Origin of the sequence: Sanguibacter sp. A247 (assembly GCF_052324925.1) — a bacterium.
Classification (GTDB): Bacteria; Actinomycetota; Actinomycetes; order Actinomycetales; family Cellulomonadaceae; genus Flavimobilis.
Genome location: NZ_JBQPRE010000001.1, coordinates 166,774 through 186,778 on the forward strand (window position 1 = coordinate 166,774; position 20,005 = coordinate 186,778).

Consider the following 20,005-nt stretch of genomic DNA (forward strand, 5'->3'; position numbering starts at 1 on the left):
GGAAGCTCGCGTCATGTGGTCACATCTCAGCCGTTCTGGTCGCCCTCGTCGCCAGTGGGCTCGGTCGTCGGGTCGGCCGTCGGCTCCGTCGTCGGGGTCTCGGGCTGGGGGCCCGGGCCCTTCGAGACGTAGATGACGACCGTGTCGCCCTCTTCGGCGGCGGTCCCAGCCGTGGGTGCGCGGAACACCGTCCCAGCGACCTGCTCGAAGGACTGCTCCTCGATGACGTCAGCCTTGAGGTTGCGCTCGGCGAGCGCCTGCTCAGCCTCGGCGCGCGTCATCCCGACGAGGTTCGCGGGAACGACGACGGCCTCGGGCTCGGGCTCACGCGCGATCGTGATCGCGATGACCGTGCCGTGCACGACCTGACCCGCCGCGGGAGCCTGCGTGAGGACGGTGCCTGGCTTCGCCTCGGCCGACTCCTCGGACTCGTACGACGCGGACACGCGCGGGTTCTCGCTGAAGAACTTCTCGACGTCCTTGCGCTTCATCTCGGTGAAGTCCGGGACGTCAACGTTGCCGTTCGAGATGAACAGGACGATCTTGTCGCCCTTGCTCACTGCCTCGCCCGCCTCGGGGTCGGACTTCGTCACGCGGTCGCGCTCGATCGTCCCGCTCGGCTCGGTCTTCGTCGAGTCGACGAGGAGACCCGCATCCTTGAGCGCCTGCGTCGCCCGGGTCTGGTCGAGCCCGGCGAGGTCAGGGACCTCCGTGGCGCCAGGGCCTGAGGAGAACCACACCGTCACCGACGTGCCCTCGGGAACGGACGTGCCCTCGCCCGGCTCGGACCGCAGCGCCGTGTCGCGCGGCTCGACCGACTCCTCCAGCTGCTGCACGAGCGTGAGCTTGGCTGCGTCGAACTCCGACTTCACCTCGGCCCGCGTCTTGCCGACGACGGTCGGCACCGCGACGTTCTTGACGTCGGGCTCCTTGTCGCCGCCGAGCAGGGTGATGAGGAGGAACGCCACGACCGCGACGACCGCGATCGCCACGAGAGTCCAGATGAGCGTCCGACGACGACGGTCCTCGGGAGGCGCCGTCGCGACCGCCTGCGTCGCGGTGACCGGAGAGGAGCTCGGTGCGGGGAAGCCCGTCGCGCCAGTGCCCGCTCCGGTGGGCGCCCAGGCATTGCCCGCGGGCGCCGCGGGCGGCTGCTGCGGGAAGGCCTGCGTCGCAGCGGCGCCGAAGACCTGCGTCGCGGAGTCGTCGACCGACGGGATCGCCGCAGCGGCCGCCGCGACCGTCGCGATGCCCGCGGCCTCGACATGACCGCCGTGGATCGCGGCCTCGAGGTCCGCGCGGAACTCTGCAGCCGAGCCGTAACGGTCGACCCGCGACTTCGCGAGCGACTTGAGCACGACACGGTCGAGGGTCTCGGGGATGTCGCTGGCGAGGCTCGACGGTCGGGGCGGCGCCTCTTGGACGTGCTGGTAGGCGACGGCCACCGGCGAGTCACCCTGGAACGGCGGACGCCCCGTGAGGAGCTCGAAGAGCAGGCACCCGGCCGAGTAGAGGTCCGAGCGCGCGTCGACGGACTCGCCACGCGCCTGCTCGGGCGAGAGGTACTGCGCGGTCCCGATGACCGCCTGCGTCTGCGTCATGGTCGCAGCGGAGTCCGCGACGGCGCGCGCGATGCCGAAGTCCATGACCTTGACCGCGCCCGTCGGCGTGAGCATGACGTTCGCGGGCTTGATGTCGCGGTGGACGATCCCGGCGTGGTGGGAGTACTCGAGGGCCGAGAGCACCCCGGAGGCGATCTCGACCGCTTCATCGATGGGGACCGCGTGCCCTGTGCGCAGGATGTCGCGCACCGTGTGACCCTCGACGTACTCCATGACGATGAACGGCACGTGCTGGACGGTGCCCGACGCCTCTGTGTACGTCTCTTCGCCCGTGTCGTACACCGCGACGATCGCCGGGTGGTTGAGGGCTGCGGCCGACTGCGCCTCGCGGCGGAAGCGTGCCTGGAAGGACGGGTCGCGTGCCAGGTCGGAGCGGAGGATCTTGATCGCCACCGTGCGGCCCAGGCGAGCGTCATGCCCGATGTGAACCTCGGCCATGCCGCCGCGGCCGATCAGCTCGCCAACCTCGTAGCGTCCGGCAAGGATACGGCGTGCCTCGTGATCCACTAGTCGTCCTTCGTCGTCGGGGGGACCACCTTGTGGCCCCGGGCCGCTTGCGCGGCCACGGCAATCTTGTCATCAGTTCGCAGCGTTGTGCCGCCGGGACCGTGGAGCAGTCCCGGCAACGGGATGAGGAGAGCGGCAGCCGCTGGTCCTGCCGCACCCGTGAGGATCGACGCGATGACAATGACCCCCACGAGGACGACGAGCCCGACGAGCGGCCACGAGAGACTACCGAACCGCAGGCCCGTCGTCAGTCGGCGCGCCCCGCGCGGACTGGCCGGCGCCGGCGGAGGCGGGGGCACAGGCATTCCTGAGGCCGCGCGACGAACGGTCGGTGAGGTGGTGCCTGTGGGCGACCAGCCAGGAAGAGCCGGGGGTGCGCCGGGAACCGGCGGAACGGGGGGAGCGGGGCGAGGCATCGGCTGTGCGGCCGGGACGGCGAGACCCGCCGTGGCGGTCGGAGAAGCCGGACGCAGCGTGCTCGGGCGTGTCGCCTGGTGCGCCGCGGCCCCGGATGCCCACGGCGCAGCAGGGGCCGGCGGAGGAGGTGCAGGAGCGACGGGAGCACCCGCGGACGGCGCGCTCCGTCGTCGCATCGGGGCGAGCTCGGCGTCGGGCGGCAGCTCGATCGCGGTGCGTGGCGCCGGAGCCTCCGGACGCCGGCGAAGCACTGCGCGCGTCGCTGCGGACCCAGGGACGACGAAGGGCTGCGCCACTGCCGCGCCCGCAACCGCGCCGCTTGCCACGTCGGGCGTCACGGGCGCGGAGACCGCCGGCCGTGCGTGCAGCTCACGACGCGTCCGCGGAGCGAACGACGGTGGCATGGGCGACGGTGGCACGGCGGCCGCCGGCGCGGACACCGCCGGCGCGGAGGCTGACGACGTCGAGGGGACCGAGGCCCCGGAGCCCGAGACCCCGTGACGCGTGACCCGCTCCGTGAGGTGGCCGAGCGGGTCAAGCTCAGCAAGACGACCCAGCTCATCGATCCGCAGCGCAAGCGCGGCCGCCGACCGCGGCCGCTTCTCAGGGTCCTTCTCGAGCATCTGCATGACGAGGGTGCCGAGGCCCTTGTGGATCGTTGACGGGAGCGGTGGAACCGCCTCGTTGACGTGCGCGACCGCGATGTCGACCGCGGTCGCCCCCGTGAAGGGCCGGTGCCCGACGAGGGACTCGTACGCGACGATGCCGAGCGCGTAGATGTCGGACGCGCCCGTCGCGGGCCGACCGATGGCCTGCTCGGGCGAAAGGTACTGGGCCGTGCCCATGACCATGCCCGTCGCGGTCATCGGAACCTGGTTGGCTCCGAGCGACACCCCGAAGTCGGTGATCTTCACCGTCGAGCCGTGCTCGAGCAGGATGTTGCCCGGCTTGACGTCCCGGTGGACGACGCCACCCACGTGGGCCGCATGGAGGCCGCGCGCGGCCTGCGACAGGATCGGCAGGAGGCGTCGCAGCGGCAGCACCGGCTCGCGTTCGAGGAGATCGCTCATGGGCTCACCGACGACGAGCTCGAGGATGAGATATCCCGAGCCGTTCTGCTCGCCGTAGTCGAAGAGCTGGGCGATGTTCTCGTGGCTGAGACCCGCGGCGTTCCGCGCCTCGGTGCGGAGCCGCTCGAGGAAGTCCTCGTTGCCCGCGTACTCCTCCTTGAGGACCTTGGCCGCGACGTCGCGCGCGAGCGACTGGTCGTGAGCGACCCACACCTCGCCCATGCCGCCGACGGCGATCTGGCGGACGAGACGGTACCGGTCGCCGAGCACGAGCCCCGCGCCCGGCCTCATCGCAGACCTGCCTGCAGCACCTTGCGGGCGATCGGTGCGGCGACCGCACCGCCCGTCGCCTCCGAACCCATCGACCCGCCGTGCTCGACGACGACCGCCACCGCGATGCGCGGGTTGTCCGCGGGAGCGAACCCTACGAACCACGCGTGAGGCGCAGCCTCCTTGGTCGTCTGCGCAGTACCCGTCTTGCCCGCGACCTTCGTCCCCGCGATCCGGGCCGACGTGCCGGTGCCCGAGTCGACGACGTCGACCATCATCGCCGTCAGGGTGTCGGCCGTCTGCCGAGACACCGCGCGGCCAAGGTTGACGGGCTCGGCGTCGGACACGATGTCGAGGTCGGCGTCCCGGACACGCTCGACGAGATACGGCTCGAACCGCTCGCCGCCGTTGGCGATCGCCTGGGCGACCGACGCCATCTGGAGCGGCGTCGCCGCCACGTCCATCTGACCGATCGAGCTGAGAGCGAGCTCAGGCGGCGTCAGCGCGTCAGGGAACCGCGACACCGCGACCGTCTGCGGGATGGCCATGCGCTGCGTGAAGCCGAACGCCTCAGCAGTCGTCCGCAACGCATCCTGCCCGACCGCGAGCCCGAGCTCGGCGAACGCGGTGTTGCACGAGATGCGCAGGGCGTCCGCGAGCGTCTGCTCGCCCGAGGCGGCGCAGCGCGAACCGCCGAAGTTCTGCAGGACGGACGACGACTGGGGGAGCGTGAACGTGTCCGGCGCCGGGATCATCGTGTCGGCGCGGTACGAGCCGGACTCGAGGGCCGCGGCTGCCGTGAGCAGCTTGAACGTCGATCCCGGTGGGTAGAGCGACGCGATCGCGCGGTTGCGCAGGGGGTTGCCGTCGTCGGCGAGAAGCTCCTGATACGCCTCGTTGACCTTCTTCGACCGGTGACCGGCGAGGACCGCCGGGTCGTACGACGGGGTCGAGACCATGGCGAGGATCGCCCCCGTCTCGACGTCGAGCGCGACGACAGCACCGCGCTGCTTGCCGAGCGCAGCGGTCGCCGTCTCCTGAAGCGTGCGGGAGAGCGTGAGCTCGACCGAGCCACCACGCTGCTGGTGACCCGTGACGAGGTCTTGGAGACGACGCAGGAAGAACGAGTCCGCGGTGCCGTTGAGCACGTCGTTCTTGGCGCGCTCGATCCCGTCGCGGCCGAAGACGATCGAGAAGTACCCGGTGACGTGCGAGAACAGCGGCCCGTCCGTGTACGTGCGCTGGTAACCGAACGCGTCGTCGGACTCGACGGACGACACGACTGCGTCACCGCCGACGATGATCGGCCCGCGTGAGACGCCGAACTCGCGGTAGATCGACCGGACGTTGCGCCCGTCCGCGTTGAGCGAGGGAGCCTCGCGTACCTGGATGTTCGTGGCCGCGACCATGAGGGCGAGCAGCAGGACGACGGCGACGGTCGACAGACGGCGGATCGCGGAGTTCACGAGATCACCTCGGTCGGGTGCGAGTCGGGTGTCGTCGGCCCACTGCCCGTGGGTTCGAGCTTGCCGTCGGCGTCGTCGGGCTCGTCGTCCGCGTCGTGGATGACGGGCGCGGCCCCGCCGCGCACGGGAAGCGGCGCGGGACGCCGCGCAGCGTCCGAGATCCGCAGCAGGAGCGCAACGATGATCCAGTTCGCCAGGAGCGAGGACCCGCCGTAGGCGAGGAAGGGGGTCGTGAGGCCCGTGAGCGGGATGACCCGCGTGATGCCCCCGACGACGACGAAGACCTGCCACGCGATGACGAACGACAGACCCGACGCGAGGAGCTTGCCGAACCCGTCGCGTACCCCGATGGCGGTGCGGAACCCGCGCTGCACGAGGACGACGTACAGCATGATGATCGCGAGCAGGCCTGTGAGCCCGAGCTCCTCACCGAGGGCCGCGATGATGAAGTCCGACTCGGCGAACGTCACGAGCTCCGGGTTCCCCTGGCCCCAGCCCGCGCCCATGAGGCCGCCCGAGGCAAGACCGAACAGCCCTTGCACGAGCTGGTAGGAGCCACCCGGCGCGCGGTCGTAGATCGCCGGATCCATGGGGTTGAGCCAGACGTCGAACCGCGCAGCGACGTGGCCGAAGGTCTGCGCGGCGAGCGCCGCGCCGCCCGCGAACAGCACCATGCCGATCGCGATCCACGAGATCCGCTCGGTCGCGACGTAGAGCATCGCGACGAACAGCCCGAAGAGCAGCAGGGACGTGCCGAGGTCGCGCTGGAGCACGAGGATCGCGAGGCTCACGGCCCACACGACGATGATCGGACCAAGATCCCGGGGTCGAGGAAGCTGCACGCCCAGGACCCGCGGACCGGCGAGCGCGAGCGTGTCGCGGTTCGTCACGAGGTAGCCGGCGAAGAAGATCGCCAGGGCGATCTTCGCGAGCTCTGCGGGCTGGAGCGAGAACCCTGCGAGGGAGATCCAGATGCGCGCGCCGTAGTTCGACACCCCCAACCCGGGCACGAACGGCAGCACGATGAGCGCGAGCGCCGCCACCATCGCCACGTAGGCGCGCTTGCGCAGCCTGCGGTGGTCACGAAGGACGAGGAGGACCGCTGCGGCCGCAAGGACGCCGACGGCCGTGATCCCGAGCTGCTTGGACGCGAGCTCGGAGCTCCGCCCGGCCGCCTGGTCAGCCAGGTCGAGCCGGTGGATCATCGCGAGGCCGAGCCCGTTGAGCGCGACCGCGATCGGGAGGATCACCTGGTCGGCGAACGGCGCGACCTTGCGGACGAGCACGTGAAGCACTGCGGCGAGAACGACGAGCCCGGCCGTGCGCACGTAGAAGTCGGCGGGCAACGACCCATGCATCGCCAGCTCGACCTGCGCGTACGCACCCATGCCGAGGACGACCGCGCCGACGAGGAGCCCGAGCTCTCTCGCGCGACCCGTCCTCGGGGTTCCGGGCTCGACGGTCGCCATCACTCGACCTTGGGTGCGGGCGTCACTGGGTTGCCCCGGACGTGGGCGCCGTCGTGGTGGTCGCCGCCGGCGTCGTCGGCTGGACCGGCGCGCTCGGGTCGAGCGTCGGGGTCACGGTGGGCGCGACGGCGGGTGGCGTGGGCGAGACTGCCTCGACCGCGAGCGACAGGGCGTGCGTGTGCGCGGCGACGAACGACGGCTGGTGGATGGTCGCGCGCAGGCGGTCCGCCTTGAACGGGTCGAGGTCGGCCACCTGCGTCTCGGTCGTCATGACGACGTGCGAGAGAGGTAGCGGGCCCAGGTCCTGCGGGATGCCCCGGAAGATCGCGACACGGCCGCCGTCGATCCCGAGGTAGTACTGCGTCTGCGTCCACGCATAGGCGCCCCAGCCGGCACCGCCGAGCACGGCAACGATGACGAGGGTCCACACGATGCGTGCGAGCGTGCGACGACGACGCTGGGGGATCGCGGACGTGTTGGCCTCGAGCTCGTCGTCTGCCGCGTCGTCGTCCGGGGCGGACGCCTCGTCCTCAGCCGCGGCTGCCGTCGCCGCGACGAGCGCGGCGGCCTTCGCGGCAGGGCTCTCAGCCGCGGCGGACGGGAGGTTCCGCTCGACGGCTGCGGCTCCCGCGACCTCGATCCCGGACGTGGGCGTGACCCCGTCGGGAAGATCGTCGGTCGCGAGAACGTCGGCGACGATGCACGTGATGTTGTCCGGGCCGCCCGCGCGCAGCGCGAGCTGGACGAGCCGCTCGGTGCACAGACCCGGATCGTCGATGTCAGCGAGCGTCGAACGCATCGTGTCGTGAGAGACGTAGCCCGAGAGGCCGTCCGAGCACAGGAGCCAGCGGTCGCCGGGCCGTCCCTCGCGGACGGAGAGATCGGGACGCAGCCCGAGCCCGAAGTCGCACAGGACCCGCATGACGACGGAGCGCTGAGGGTGGACCTCGGCCTCCTCGGGCGTGATCTTGCCCGTGTCGACGAGGTGCTGGACGAACGTGTGGTCGGTCGTCACCTGCGTGAGCTCGCCGTCCCGCAGCAGGTAGGCCCGGGAGTCGCCCATGTGGGCCATCGCGAGCATCGAGCCCGCACGCAGGATCGCGGTGATCGTCGTCCCCATGCCGGAGAGCTCCGGCTCGGCCGTCGACCTCGCGACGAGCGCTTCCTGCGCGTTGTCGATCGCCCGCTCGAGCTCGGTCACCGCGTCGTCCGCGCCGAACGAGTCATCATTGAGGGGCGCAAACGTCGCCACCGCGATCGATGAGGCGACGTCCCCGCCCGCGTGGCCCCCCATGCCGTCGGCGACGACGAGCAGGTTCGGGCCGGCGAATCCGGAGTCTTGGTTGTTCGATCGCACGAGCCCGACGTCTGAGCGAAGGGCGTAGCGCAATGCGATGGGCACGGGGGTCACCTCTGCAGCTCGAGGAAGCTCTGACCGATACGCACGGCGGTGCCGACCGGGAGGATCTGGGGCTCGGCGAGGCGTTCCGGGCCGATGAACGTGCCGTTCGTCGAACCGAGATCCTCGACGACCCAGTGGTCGCCCTGGGGGAAGATCCGTGCATGGCGCGAGGACGCGTAGTCGTCGTCGAGGACGAGGGTGCATGCGGCCGCGCGGCCGATAAGGATGGCCGACTCCGTCAGCGGGATCGTCGTGCCGGCAAGATTGCCCTCGGTGACGACGAGGCGCGTCGGGCGGGCCTCCGTCTGCCGGGGCCGAGGCTCGGAGCTCTCGGCCGACCTGGCCGACGTCGTCGGGCGGCGTGTGCGGTGCTCCGTGGCCCGGGTCGAGACCCGCGTCCCGTAGATGTCGCGACGCAGCACGCTGATGGCGACGAGGACGAACAGCCACAGCGCGGCCAGGTAGCCCAGCCTGAGCAGGGTGATCGTCAGCTCGCTCATGAGTGTGTCGTCACCGGTCCTGGTTGTCGGCTGGGGAGGTCCCTGTCCAGAACATGATCCTGGTGCGGCCGATCGTGAGGGAGTTGCCGTCGAGCAGCGTGGCGGCGGGAACCTGATGGCCTTCGACGAACAGTCCGTTGGTCGAGCCGAGATCTGTTGCGACGACGCCGTCGGACGTGATGCGGATCTCGAGGTGCCGGCGGCTCACGCCGGGGTCGTCGACGACGATGTCTGCCTCGGAACCGCGCCCGATGACCGTGACCGGTCCGGTGAGGAGGTAGCGCTGGCCGTCGATGTCGACGAGCGGGTGGCGCGAGCTGGGACTCGCGGACGCAGGTGCGACCGCGCCACGCACGGTGCGTGACGTGAGATCGAAACGGCCCGCGGCGACGTCGTCGTGGACCTCGAACGTCACCGTCACGGGGCCGACGAACGCGTACCCCTGTGAGGAGGAGTGGTCCGTGACGTTGGCCGCGAGCTCGTCGGCGAGAGTCTCGGCACCCCACTGCTCGATCCGGTCGAAGTCGTCGGGCGCGAGCGCGAACGTGAACTCGTTGGGGACGACCGTGCGATCACGGTCGACCGCGGCCGCCTTGTCATCGACCTCGCGGCGCAACGCGCTCGCGAGCTCGACGGGCTTGAGCTCGGAACGGAATGCGCGGGAGAAGGCCGAGCTGACGACCTTCTCAACGCCCTTCTCAAAGCGGTCCAGGACGCCCACGGCACCTCCATCCCTTCAGCAAAGTGGCGCGCTCGAGGCGCGCAGGCCACGTCGCCGAGCACGGCGAACGCTCCCTGATCGTATCCGCGGACGGCGCGATGCGGGGCGCTAACACGTGGACGCGGTGTGCGGATCGCGTGCCTCGGCGTCGTGTGGCCGTGGCTCCTCCAGCGAATTCGTGCGCTGCTCCCCAGCCGTGCTAGCCTTTCGAGGCTCGCAAGAGCACATGCGTGAGTGGCGGAATGGCAGACGCGCTGGCTTCAGGTGCCAGTGCCCGCAAGGGCGTGGGGGTTCAAGTCCCCCCTCACGCACGCATCACACGAAGGCCCGGATCGACGATCCGGGCCTTCGTCGTGTTCGGAGGGCCGCGCCGGGTGAACAGCATTCGAGCGGGAGGCCCCCTTATGGGATTGCTCTCGCCGCCGATGGGTTGAGAACAGCGAGGTCTCAGGGTCTGCGCAATGGCGCGTGGCACGCCCCGCTGTGGGAACGCTCCCAACATCCGTTGGGCGAAAACTGACCCACGAACCGAGACGATATGGCAGAGACGACCATTTTCTGATCCTTGTAAGTTGCTGCAAAAACCGGCAGGCTCCAACCAGCCGGGTGCGGCAACCCTGGATTCGCCTCACCCAGCAACTCCCGCCAACCACATTGCTCACGTGGCCTCGTGGACCCCTCGAGCCCTCACCCTGACCGGATCAAGCCGATGCATCTTCGACCCGTCGCCGTCCTGTGCGCCCTCGCGTTCGCCGTGAGCGGGCTCGCGCTCGCAGGCGCGCCCGACGTGGCGGACGCGGCGGGCAACGGCGACACCGTGTTCATCGACGATGCGCTCCAGAGCTCGCCGCTCGGCGCCCAATGGACCGCAAGCGGCTACAACTGGACGCCCGCGCCCCGCACGATCGCGCAGAACAACACGATGGTGCACTCGAACGACACGGCAGGCTGCAACGGCGCCGACTTCGTCTGCCTCGCCACCTACGACGCAGCCCGCGACGGCTACTGGCTCACCATGACGAGCGACAACACTCGCGGAGGACTTGGCGAGACCGGCTTCGTCCTCCACAACGACGCGTTCTCGTCAGCCCGCGGCGTCATCATCGAGTACGACCAGCGTGTCTACCGCACCAACGATGGCAAGTCGGGCGGGCTGCAGCAGGGGGGCGGCGACGGCATCTCACTCTTCCTCGTCGACGCGAACCCGCCAGACTACGACCGCGCGTTCGAAGTCGAGACCTCGACCTTGCTGCCTGGTGGCTACGGCGCGGCCCTTGGCTACTCGAGCGTCGCGAGCACCGGAGATGCCTGGTGTCCCGTCCAGCCCGGGCTCGCCGGCGCCTACCTCGGCATCGGCTTCGACGTCTACGGCAACTTCCAGAAGGCTGAATCTCAGCCCGGCTTCGTGACCAACCGGGCGACGCGCCCCCGGTCCGTCTCAGATGCGAACCCGACTGCCGTCGATGCTCGGCTACCCCAGTCAATCGGTCTGCGCGGGTCCGGCGTCCGGTTCAAGAACGCGGCCTCATGCATCCAGACAGACCAGACCCAGCTCGAACGCGCCTACGGCATGCTCCGCGTTGCCGAGGTGAACAACCCCGGGTACGCGACGTTCTACTCAACGATCTGGGACGCCGGCTCGCAGGCGTCCGACTACGAGTATCAGTACAAGACGAGCGACGGCGTGTGGCACAACTGGTTCGACATGGAGCCCTCAACCCGTGGGGGCACGACGAGTGGCTATATGCAGGCCCGGGTCGCGCAGTCCGCGATGCCCGTGGTCTTTGCCATCCGGAAGAAGTCCGACCATGGTCGCTACAGCGAGACGCCCGGCTTACGGCAAGACGCAATCGTCAATGGTGCCACCGCGACGATTCTTTACACGGGAGAGACCACCGGCGGCTACCGCTGGCTCGCCGGAACAGGCTCGCACGGCTCGACGACGACGGGCGCCTGGATCGACAACGTCAAGAATGACGCCCGTCAGTACCGCCGCGTCCGCGTCTCCCTCATGCCGCGAACGAGCGGGGCTCGCGAACTCGTCGTCTCATGGAGCAACAAGCTCTCCGTCGCCGACGACGTCTGCGTCGACCCCGTGACCAAGGAGCCCAACGGCCTCGTCGGCGCCGCGTGCGCTGCAGCCGGGGGCGAGTGGCGGCTCGGAACAACCCCGACCGTCACCGAGCAGTTCCGCTACAACCTCGCTGACAACTCCTACCAGGCGGGCATGCCGGCGCAGTTCAGGCTCGGCTTCGCCGCCTCGACCGGGTGGGCCGTCAACCACCACCAGATCCGCAACCTCCGTGTCACGTCACCGACCGACCTCGCCGTGACGAAGTCAGTCGCGCGCGGCGCTGCCGAACCCACGACGACCTGGGTCGACGACGTCACCGGACAAGCTGGCGACAGCGTCTCCTACCGTCTCTCCGCGACCAACGAAGGCACCTCGCCGCTCGACCCGGCCTTCCCCGCGACCCTCACCGACCCGATGACCGCAGTGCCCTACGCCAACCCTGCGGCTGTCACCTGGACCGCCTCAGCGACCGGCGGCGCCCAGGTATGGGACGCCGCGACCTCGGCCTGGGTGACGACCCTCAGCGGGACCGGTCCCCTTACAGAAGCAGCAGCCCTCCGTTGGCACTCGCCCGACCGCACGACCGCGCCCACCGCAGCCGTCGTCGTCACCGTGACCGGGACCATCTCGACGGCGGCAGCGGCCGGGAACTACCCGAACACCGCGAGGGTCACGGTCTCCGGAGCCGGAGGCCCGCAAGAAAGCAACCTCGCCAACAACGAGGACGCAGCCCTCCTCCGGCTTGTCGACGGCGACACGTGGCGCGTGAGCAAGTCCGCGCAGCCCGCAAGCGGCACCGTCGTCACCGCAGGCACCGAGATCACCTACACGGTCACCGCGGCGGCCGACGGCGCCCCAGGCCGCGGCGACGTGCGCGAGGTCGTCCTCACGGACGACCTCTCCGACGCCCTCGACGACGCAACCTTCGTCGCCGGATCCGCAACCCTCGCTGTCGGCACAGCCGATCCCCTCCCCGTGCCCGACCCCGCAGGGATGACCCTCACCACGGCCCCAGTCGATATTCCCCACGGGCAGACCGCAGTCCTCACCTATCGGGTCCGAGTCGCCGCCGACGTCGCGGCCGGCACGAGACTGCGCAACGTCGTCGTCGGCGACTCCACGACAGGCGACCCCGAGAGCTGCGCGCTCCCGGCTGACCCCGAGGACCCCGTCTGCGCGACCACCCACACGACGCCCGCGTGGACGCTCGCCAAAACGGTTGCCGACGCCTCGCAACCCGGAACCTCGCTGCCCGACGGGACCCTCGTCCAGCCCGGCACGACCCTCATCTACACCGTCACCGCCACCAACGCCGCACCCGGAGCCGTCGAGGTGACGCTCAGCGACGATCTCGCCGACCTCCTCGACGACCCGGCCGGAGCGCGCGGCCCCAAGGCCACGTTCGTCCCGGGATCCGTCAACGTCGTCGTCGCTGGCACTCCGGGGGGAGGAACCCTGCCCGCCGGCCCCGACGCCAGTCACCGGCTGACCGTCGGACCGCTCGCCCTGCCCGCAGCCACGACGACCGGCGGGACGACGACCCCCACGACCGCCGTCCTCACGTACCGCGTCACCGTCGCCACAGACGCGTGGGCCACCACCCTGCGTAACGCCGTCACCGGCGCCGGAACCGACCCCGTCGGTGGGAGCGACCTGCCGCCCCTCGAGTGCACACCCACCGACCCATGCGCGACCGAGCAGCTCACCCCCGCGCTCCTCCAGGTCGAGAAGCGCGGCGAGGACCTCTCAGGGACGGTCGTCCCCATGGACGGCTCGTCCTGGGCGCTCTACGCGGACCCCGAACTCACCACCGTTGCCGCCGAGAGCCTCGACCCCGTCGCAGGCGCCACCGGGCTCGTCCGCACCCAGATCGCCCCCGGCACCTACTGGCTCGTCGAGACGAGGTCGCTCCCCGGATTCCAGCTGCTGCCCGCCCCGCTCGAGCTCACGGTCGCAGCCGACGGGACAGTGACCCTCGCAGCGGCCACGAGCCACGTGGCGGTGCGCGACGACACTGCCGACGATCACGCCTGGACCGTCGTCGTGCAGGACATTCCCGCCCTCGCCCTGCCCGAGACCGGAGGGGTCCGCCCTCTCGGCCTCGTCGCCATCGGCCTGCTCCTCACTCTCCTCGCGGGGGGCACCGCCCTCCGCGTGCGCCGGCGCTCCGCACCCAGGGGGTCGTGACGCCACCTCACTGCACGACCAATCACGTACACCACCTCTTCAGGGACCACTTCAAGGGAGAACCTCCTGTGACACGCACACCCACCTGGCGCCGCGCGGCGGCAGCCCTCGCCGTCGGCGCGCTCGCCGTCATGGGCGGCGCGAGCGTCGCGCACGCCGCACCCACCATTGACCCGGCCGCGACGGGGACGCTCTACGTCCACAAGCGCCTCAACCCGACCGGCACCCTCAGCCCCGCCGACGGGCTCGAGGATGCGGCTGCGCCCGGCACGCCGCTCGCCGACATCGCCTTCGACGTGCAGCGGGTCACCGCCGTCGACCTCACGGAAACCGCCGGGTGGGAGGAGGCACGCGCCCTCGCTGCGGACCCGTCCACCCTCACCGCGGGTGATCTTGGCCCAGTCGTCACGCAGGTGACCGTCGCCCCCGACGGCATCGCGACCTTTGCGGGCCTCCCTGTCGGCGCCTACCTCGTGACCGAACGGCTCACACCCGCGCAGGTCGCCTCCGGCCTCACGGCCGCCGCGCCCTTCGTCGTCACCATCCCCATGACGCACCCCACAGACCTCGACACGTGGGTCTACGACGTCCACGTCTACCCGAAGAACCTCCAGTCGTCGGTCACCAAGACCGTCGACGACGGCCCCGGGACGACGTACGCGGTCGGCGACCGCATCGGCTGGACCGTCACGGCTCCCGCGCCCGCGCAGACGACGACGACCTTCGTCTTCAAGGACGTCCTCTCCACGCACCTGGCGATCCCCGCCCCTGCGGCCGACAACATCTCCGTGAGCATCGGCGGAACGCCGCTCGCCGCAGCCGACCTCACGGTCGAGTACGACGAAGCAACCGACAACACCCTCGTCGTGCGCCTCACGGCGTCCGGCCTCGCCACGCTCAACGCCGTCGCCGGCACGCCCGTCGACATCGAGCTCGCCTTCGAGACCACGGTCGTCTCCCTGCCCGCCGACGGCATGATCGAGAACGCTGCGGTGCTCTTCCCCAACGACGCGTTCCCCGAGACCGGCCCCGGTATCGAGACTCCACCCGTCGAGTCGCGGTTCGGCGAGCTCAACATCCTCAAGCAGGAGTCCGGCTCGGCCACCGCGCTCGCCGGAGCCGAGTTCATGGTGTTTGCCAGTGAGGCCGACGCGCTCGCGTACGCGGCGGACCCCGGCGCGAACGCCGCGCTGCCCTTGCGTGCCCAGCAGAACGGCACGGGCGCGCTCGTCGACAGGTTCGTCACGGGAGTCGACGGCACCGTGTCAGTCACGGGACTGCGCGCCTCCAACTGGCAGGACGGTGCGCTCCTCACCGACCCCGCCGACTACCAGGGCTACTGGCTGCTCGAGACCAAGGCTCCCTCGGGATACGAGCTCGCGACCGCACCCATCGGTGCGATCAACGTGCTCTTCGACAGTGCCGCACCTGCGGTCCTGCCGTTCGGTGACGTCACCGTCCCCAACGTTCTCAAGCCCGAGCTCCCCCTCACAGGTGGTCAGATCGCCTCCGGCGTCTTCGGGCTCCTCGGTGCGCTCGTCCTCAGCGGCGGCGTCCTCCTCGTCATCCGCGCGCGCCGTCAGAGCGCCGGGGCCTGACCCTCACGCGCCGTGCGGCGGGTTCGTCCCGCCGCACGGTACGCACCACCATGAGCGCGACGACGACGGCACGCCATCGGCGGCCTATCGGCAGGCGACGACCCTGGACGCGGTCCGGGATCGTCGCCGTCGTCGTCGCGCTCGCGGGCGGAGCAATCCTCTCCTACCCGCTCGCCGCACCCTGGATCACCGACATCGTCCAGGCCGACCAGCTGGTCTCCTACCGCCGCGGAGTCGACGCCCTCGACCCCCGCGAGGCCGCACAGATCCGCGACCTTGCGCACCGCTACAACGCCAACCTGCCCAACGGGCCTCTCCGTGACCCGTATGTGCTCAATGCGAGCGGCGAGGCTGTGAGTCTCGACGAGGGCCGCACGCGCTACGACTCCGAGCTGCGCGTGCCTGGCGTGAGCGATGACATCCCCATGTCACAGCTCGACATCCCCGCGATCGGCGTGACGCTCCCCGTCTACCACGGCACCTCCGAGGAGACGCTCACGCGCGGCGTCGGCCACTTCTACGGCTCGGGCCTGCCCGTCGGAGGCGAGGGAGTCCATGCCGTCCTCACAGCGCACTCCGGGTACGTCGACGCGACCCTCTTCGACGACCTCGACCAGCTCGTCGTCGGCGACACCTTCTCCGTCCTCACCCTGGGGGAGCTGCTTCACTACCAGGTCGACTCGATCGCGACCGTGCTGCCCGACCAGTCCGAGCTGCTCCGGCAGGTTCCCGGGGAGGACTACGTCACGCTCGTCACGTGCACGCCCCGCTACGTCAACACTCACCGGCTCCTCGTGCGAGGGGTCCGCACGGGCGGACCCGCCGCAGCTGAGGCCCCCGACGACATGACACGCCTCGTCACCGCGCCCTCAGCCGGGGTCCCGTGGTGGGCCCTCGTCACGGTCGGGCCAGCCGTGGGTACGTTCTTCCTCGTGCGTCCGCCCCGGGTTCGGCAGCGCGCAGGCTAGTCCGCTTGGCGTCCGCGCGACGCCCGTTTCTACGGTCTGGATCGTGAGAATCTCGGGCCTTGCGTCCCATGAGGACGGCTCGCGGCGTCCTTACGGTGGTGTCAGCAACCACAGGAGGAACCCGATGGCTGACCTGCGCAACGAAGCGACAGGGGCGAACAGCGCCCCCGTGGCCCCGGACCGACGACCGCTCCCGGGGGCCGAGCCTCAGGCTCTCGCCGTCGGCCGAGTCACTGACCAGCGGATCCGCAAGGCACCCACGATCCCCTCGTGGGCACTCAAGGTGGCCATGGCGATCACGGGCTCACTCTTCGTGATCTTCGTGTTCGTCCACATGGTCGGCAATCTCAAGGCGTTCATCAGCCCGGCGGACTACAACAGCTACGCGCTGTTCTTCCACACCGCGCTCTACCCGCTGCTGCCGGTCGACGCGATGCTCTGGATCATGCGGATCGTCCTCCTCGTGAGCCTCGTCATCCACGTCGCGGCGGCGGTGACGATCGCCGCCCGCGCCCGCGCCTCCCGCGGCAGCTTCCGGCGCAAGAAGCTCAACCTCCGCTCCTACGGCGCCCGCAGCATGCTCGTGAGCGGCTTCGTCATCCTCGGATTCCTCGTCTTCCACCTGCTCGACCTCACGGCCGGCAAGGTCGTCGCGTCCGACGACTACCGCCACGTCACGCCCGAGACGTCCTTCGCCTACGAGAACCTCATCGCCAGCATGGAGCGCCCCTGGTCCGCGGCGATCTACGCGATCACGCTCCTCATCCTCACCGTGCACCTCGCCCACGGCATCTGGACGGTCGTCTCCGACCTCGGCGGCACAGGCAAGCGGCTGCGCAAGATCGCCATCGTCGTTGCTGGCGTCGTCGCCCTCGTCGTCCTCGTCGGAAACATCCTCCTGCCGATCGCCATCACGACTGGAGTGCTGTCATGACGTTCACCGCCCCCGACAGCGCCGTCCCCGGAGTCGAGACCGGATCCCTGCTCGACGGGCAGATCCCCGACGGTGACGCCCGCACCGCATGGGAGCGACGCCGCCTCGACTACAAGCTCGTCAATCCCGCCAACCGACGCTCGTTCCGCGTCATCGTCGTCGGGACGGGCCTCGCCGGCGCAGGGGCCGCAGCCGCCCTGGGTGAGCTCGGCTACGACGTCCACGCGTTCACGTATCACGACGCCCCCCGGCGCGCGCACTCCGTCGCCGCCCAGGGCGGCATCAACGCGGCACGTGCCCGCAAGGTCGACAACGACTCCATCGACCGCTTCGTCATCGACACCGTCAAGGGCGGTGACTTCCGCGGCCGCGAGGCCGACGCCTTCCGCCTCGGCGAGGAGTCCGTGCGCGTCATCGACCACCTCGCGGCGATCGGCGCGCCCTTCGCCCGCGAGTACGGCGGCCAGCTCGCGACCCGCTCGTTCGGCGGCGTCCAGGTCTCGCGCACCTACTACACGCGCGGCCAGACCGGCCAGCAGCTCCAGATCGCCTCTGCCCAGGCCCTGCTGCGTCAGGTCGACGCGGGGACCGTCACCCTCCGCACCCGCCACGAGATGCTCGACCTCATCGTCGAGGACGACCGCGTCCAGGGCGTCGTCGTCCGCAACCTCCTCACAGGTGAGATCAGCGCGCACACAGCCCACGCCGTCATCCTCGCGACCGGGGGCTACGGCAACGTCTTCTACTTCTCGACGCTCGCCAAGAACTCCAACGCCTCGGCCGCCTGGCGTGCCGTCCAGCGCGGAGCTCTGCTCGCGAGCCCGAGCTTCATCCAGTTCCACCCCACTGCGCTGCCCATCTCGAGCAAGTGGCAGTCGAAGACGATCCTCATGAGCGAGTCGCTCCGCAACGACGGCCGCATCTGGGTCCCCACCGACCCCGCAGAGACGCGAGCACCCGGTGACATCCCCGAGGCCGAGCGCGACTACTACCTCGAACGGAAGTACCCCGCGTTCGGCAACCTCACCCCCCGCGACGTCGCCTCACGCAACGCGCACGAGCAGATCCAGGCAGGCCGCGGCGTCGGACCGCTGAAGAACTCCGTCTACCTCGACTTCCGTGACGCCATCAAGCGCGTCGGCAAGAAGAAGATCGCAGAGCGCTACGGCAACCTCTTCGAGATGTACACCCACGCCACCGGCGAGGACCCGTTCACCGCCCCCATGCGCATCGCCCCCGGCGCCCACTTCACCATGGGCGGGCTCTGGTCCGACTACGACCAGATGACGTCGCTCCCCGGGCTCTTCGTCGGCGGCGAGGCAGGCTGGGGCTACCACGGGGCCAACCGCCTCGGCGCGAACTCGCTCCTGTCAGCATGCGTCGACGGCTGGTTCACACTCCCCTACGCGGTGCCGAACTACCTCGCGCCGCTGCTCGGGACACGACGTCTCGACGACGACGCGCCGGCCGTGACCGCGGCCCTCGCCCGCGCCGAGTCCCGCGTCGCCCAGCTCCTCGCCATCAACGGCGAGCACGGCCCCACCTACTTCCACCGCCTCCTCGGCGACATCCTCTACGAAGGCTGCGGCGTCGTCCGCACCCGGGAGTCGCTCACCACCGCGATCGAGAAGATCCGCGCGCTCAGCGCACGGTTCTGGACCGAGCTGCGCGTCCTCGGCGACGACGACCGGCTCAACCAAGAGCTCGAGAAGGCTGGCCGCGTCGCCGACTACCTCGAGCTCGCCGAGCTCATGTGCATCGATGCCCTCGACCGCGAGGAATCGTGCGGCGCCCACTTCCGCGCCGAGCACGAAGCAGACGGGGAAGCCATGCGTGACGACGAGCTGTGGGCGTTCGTCTCCGCCTGGGGCGTGCCCGGCGACGGACGGTTCGTCCGTCACGCAGAACCCCTGACCTTCGACGCCGTCCCGCTCACGAGGAGGAACTACAAGTGAGACTCACCCTGGAGGTCTGGCGCCAGACCGACCCCGCCGACGCAGGGCGCTTCGAGACCCACGTCGTCGAGGACGCAACCCCCGAGATGAGCGTCATCGAGCTCCTCGACCGCCTCAACGAGTCCCTCGTCGAACAGGGTCACGAACCCGTCGCGTTCGAGTCGGACTGCCGCGAAGGCATCTGCGGGGCCTGCGGCGTCACCGTCGACGACCGCCCGCACGGCCCGCAGCGCAACACCCCGTCCTGCCACCAGCGTCTCTCGTCCTGGAAGGACGGGCAGACCATCCGCATCGAACCGCTGCGCGCGGGGGCCTACCCCGTCGTGCGCGACCTCGTCGTCGACAGGTCCGCGCTCGACCGCATCGTCACCGCGGGCGGGCACGTCGCGATCCAGGCAGGCACGGCGCCCGACGCCGACACGACGCCCGTCGACCACGCGCTGGCCGAGATGGCTCTCGACTTCGCCGCGTGCATCGGCTGCGGCGCCTGCGTCGCCGCATGCCCCAACGGCGCTGCACACCTCTTCGTGGGGTCCAAGCTCCAGCACCTCGCAGCCCTCCCCGGAGGACGCGAGGAGCGCGGCAAACGAGCCCTCGCCATGATCGACGAGATGGAGCAGGACTTCGGCCCGTGCTCCTCCTACGGTGAGTGCGCCGACGTCTGCCCCGCGGGCATCCCGCTCGCGGCCATCGCCGTCGTCAACCGCGAAAGGATGAGGGTGGTGCTGCGCGGCAGGAACAACTGACCCCGACCCGGGCGGAGCCCCGCTCCGCCCGGACGAGCCCCCGGGCGCGTTCCGTGCCCCGATCTATCTGGGTGGCAACGACGCCCCCTGATCGGCAAA

At 70.3% G+C, this 20,005-nt stretch carries 13 protein-coding genes and 1 tRNA gene; 7 read left to right on the top strand and 7 right to left on the bottom strand.

Features of this window, described 5'->3' with window-relative positions; translation table 11 throughout:
- Window positions 1–26: 26 nt before the first annotated feature.
- From pknB to ACTVCO_RS00790, 7 genes are read right to left on the bottom strand one after another with little or no spacing between them, the layout of a single operon-like run.
- Window positions 27–2,129 carry a Stk1 family PASTA domain-containing Ser/Thr kinase gene (pknB, locus tag ACTVCO_RS00760; RefSeq protein WP_443726477.1) on the bottom strand — a complete coding sequence of 701 codons (2,103 nt, stop codon included), beginning with the start codon at window positions 2,127–2,129 and terminating at the stop codon, window positions 27–29.
- Window positions 2,129–3,907, bottom strand: a complete 1,779-nt coding sequence (locus ACTVCO_RS00765; protein ID WP_443726478.1) for a serine/threonine-protein kinase — start codon at window positions 3,905–3,907, stop codon at window positions 2,129–2,131. The genes pknB and ACTVCO_RS00765 overlap by 1 nt, the downstream gene beginning before the upstream one ends.
- Window positions 3,904–5,352, bottom strand: coding sequence for a peptidoglycan D,D-transpeptidase FtsI family protein (locus ACTVCO_RS00770; RefSeq protein WP_443726479.1), 1,449 nt, complete (start codon window positions 5,350–5,352; stop codon window positions 3,904–3,906). Before ACTVCO_RS00770 ends, ACTVCO_RS00765 begins: the two co-directional genes overlap by 4 nt.
- Window positions 5,349–6,821 (bottom strand): FtsW/RodA/SpoVE family cell cycle protein, encoded by a 1,473-nt coding sequence (locus ACTVCO_RS00775; protein WP_443726480.1) that lies wholly within the window; start codon window positions 6,819–6,821, stop codon window positions 5,349–5,351. Before ACTVCO_RS00775 ends, ACTVCO_RS00770 begins: the two co-directional genes overlap by 4 nt.
- Window positions 6,822–6,843: 22 nt before the next feature.
- Window positions 6,844–8,223, bottom strand: coding sequence for a PP2C family protein-serine/threonine phosphatase (locus ACTVCO_RS00780; RefSeq protein WP_443726481.1), 1,380 nt, complete (start codon window positions 8,221–8,223; stop codon window positions 6,844–6,846).
- Between the two features lie 5 nt (window positions 8,224–8,228).
- Complete coding sequence (locus ACTVCO_RS00785; RefSeq protein WP_443726482.1) at window positions 8,229–8,723, bottom strand: FHA domain-containing protein FhaB/FipA; 495 nt, start codon at window positions 8,721–8,723, stop codon at window positions 8,229–8,231.
- 10 nt (window positions 8,724–8,733) lie between these two features.
- Window positions 8,734–9,444 carry an FhaA domain-containing protein gene (locus ACTVCO_RS00790; protein WP_443726483.1) on the bottom strand — a complete coding sequence of 237 codons (711 nt, stop codon included), beginning with the start codon at window positions 9,442–9,444 and terminating at the stop codon, window positions 8,734–8,736.
- Window positions 9,445–9,672: 228 nt separating this feature from the next.
- Here ACTVCO_RS00790 and ACTVCO_RS00795 point away from each other — a divergent pair.
- The 7 genes from ACTVCO_RS00795 (at window position 9,673) to ACTVCO_RS00825 (ending at window position 19,906) form a co-directional block, all read left to right on the top strand.
- Window positions 9,673–9,755: transfer RNA gene (locus tag ACTVCO_RS00795), tRNA-Leu, on the top strand.
- 398 nt (window positions 9,756–10,153) lie between these two features.
- Window positions 10,154–13,705, top strand: a complete 3,552-nt coding sequence (locus ACTVCO_RS00800; protein WP_443726484.1) for a DUF7927 domain-containing protein — start codon at window positions 10,154–10,156, stop codon at window positions 13,703–13,705.
- Between the two features lie 68 nt (window positions 13,706–13,773).
- Complete coding sequence (locus tag ACTVCO_RS00805) at window positions 13,774–15,303, top strand: SpaH/EbpB family LPXTG-anchored major pilin (protein ID WP_443726485.1); 1,530 nt, start codon at window positions 13,774–13,776, stop codon at window positions 15,301–15,303.
- A 50-nt stretch (window positions 15,304–15,353) separates the two neighbouring features.
- Window positions 15,354–16,271 carry a class C sortase gene (locus tag ACTVCO_RS00810; protein WP_443726486.1) on the top strand — a complete coding sequence of 306 codons (918 nt, stop codon included), beginning with the start codon at window positions 15,354–15,356 and terminating at the stop codon, window positions 16,269–16,271.
- 124 nt (window positions 16,272–16,395) lie between these two features.
- Window positions 16,396–17,205: a succinate dehydrogenase cytochrome b subunit gene (locus tag ACTVCO_RS00815; protein WP_443726487.1), complete on the top strand. Its 810-nt coding sequence runs from the start codon at window positions 16,396–16,398 to the stop codon at window positions 17,203–17,205.
- On the top strand, window positions 17,202–19,160 hold the full coding sequence (locus ACTVCO_RS00820; protein ID WP_443726488.1) for a fumarate reductase/succinate dehydrogenase flavoprotein subunit: 1,959 nt from the start codon (window positions 17,202–17,204) through the stop codon (window positions 19,158–19,160). The genes ACTVCO_RS00815 and ACTVCO_RS00820 overlap by 4 nt, the downstream gene beginning before the upstream one ends.
- A complete protein-coding gene (locus ACTVCO_RS00825) occupies window positions 19,157–19,906 on the top strand; it encodes a succinate dehydrogenase/fumarate reductase iron-sulfur subunit (RefSeq protein ID WP_443726489.1) in 750 nt (249 codons plus the stop codon). The genes ACTVCO_RS00820 and ACTVCO_RS00825 overlap by 4 nt, the downstream gene beginning before the upstream one ends.
- Window positions 19,907–20,005 lie beyond the last annotated feature (99 nt).

Coding starts and splice junctions, on each gene's coding strand:
- ACTVCO_RS00765 (WP_443726478.1), bottom strand. CDS start 3,907: ATGAGGCCGGGCGCGGGGCTCGTGCTCGGCGACCGGTACCGTCTCGTC.
- ACTVCO_RS00775 (WP_443726480.1), bottom strand. CDS start 6,821: ATGGCGACCGTCGAGCCCGGAACCCCGAGGACGGGTCGCGCGAGAGAG.
- ACTVCO_RS00785 (WP_443726482.1), bottom strand. CDS start 8,723: ATGAGCGAGCTGACGATCACCCTGCTCAGGCTGGGCTACCTGGCCGCG.
- ACTVCO_RS00800 (WP_443726484.1), top strand. CDS start 10,154: ATGCATCTTCGACCCGTCGCCGTCCTGTGCGCCCTCGCGTTCGCCGTG.
- ACTVCO_RS00810 (WP_443726486.1), top strand. CDS start 15,354: ATGAGCGCGACGACGACGGCACGCCATCGGCGGCCTATCGGCAGGCGA.
- ACTVCO_RS00815 (WP_443726487.1), top strand. CDS start 16,396: ATGGCTGACCTGCGCAACGAAGCGACAGGGGCGAACAGCGCCCCCGTG.
- ACTVCO_RS00820 (WP_443726488.1), top strand. CDS start 17,202: ATGACGTTCACCGCCCCCGACAGCGCCGTCCCCGGAGTCGAGACCGGA.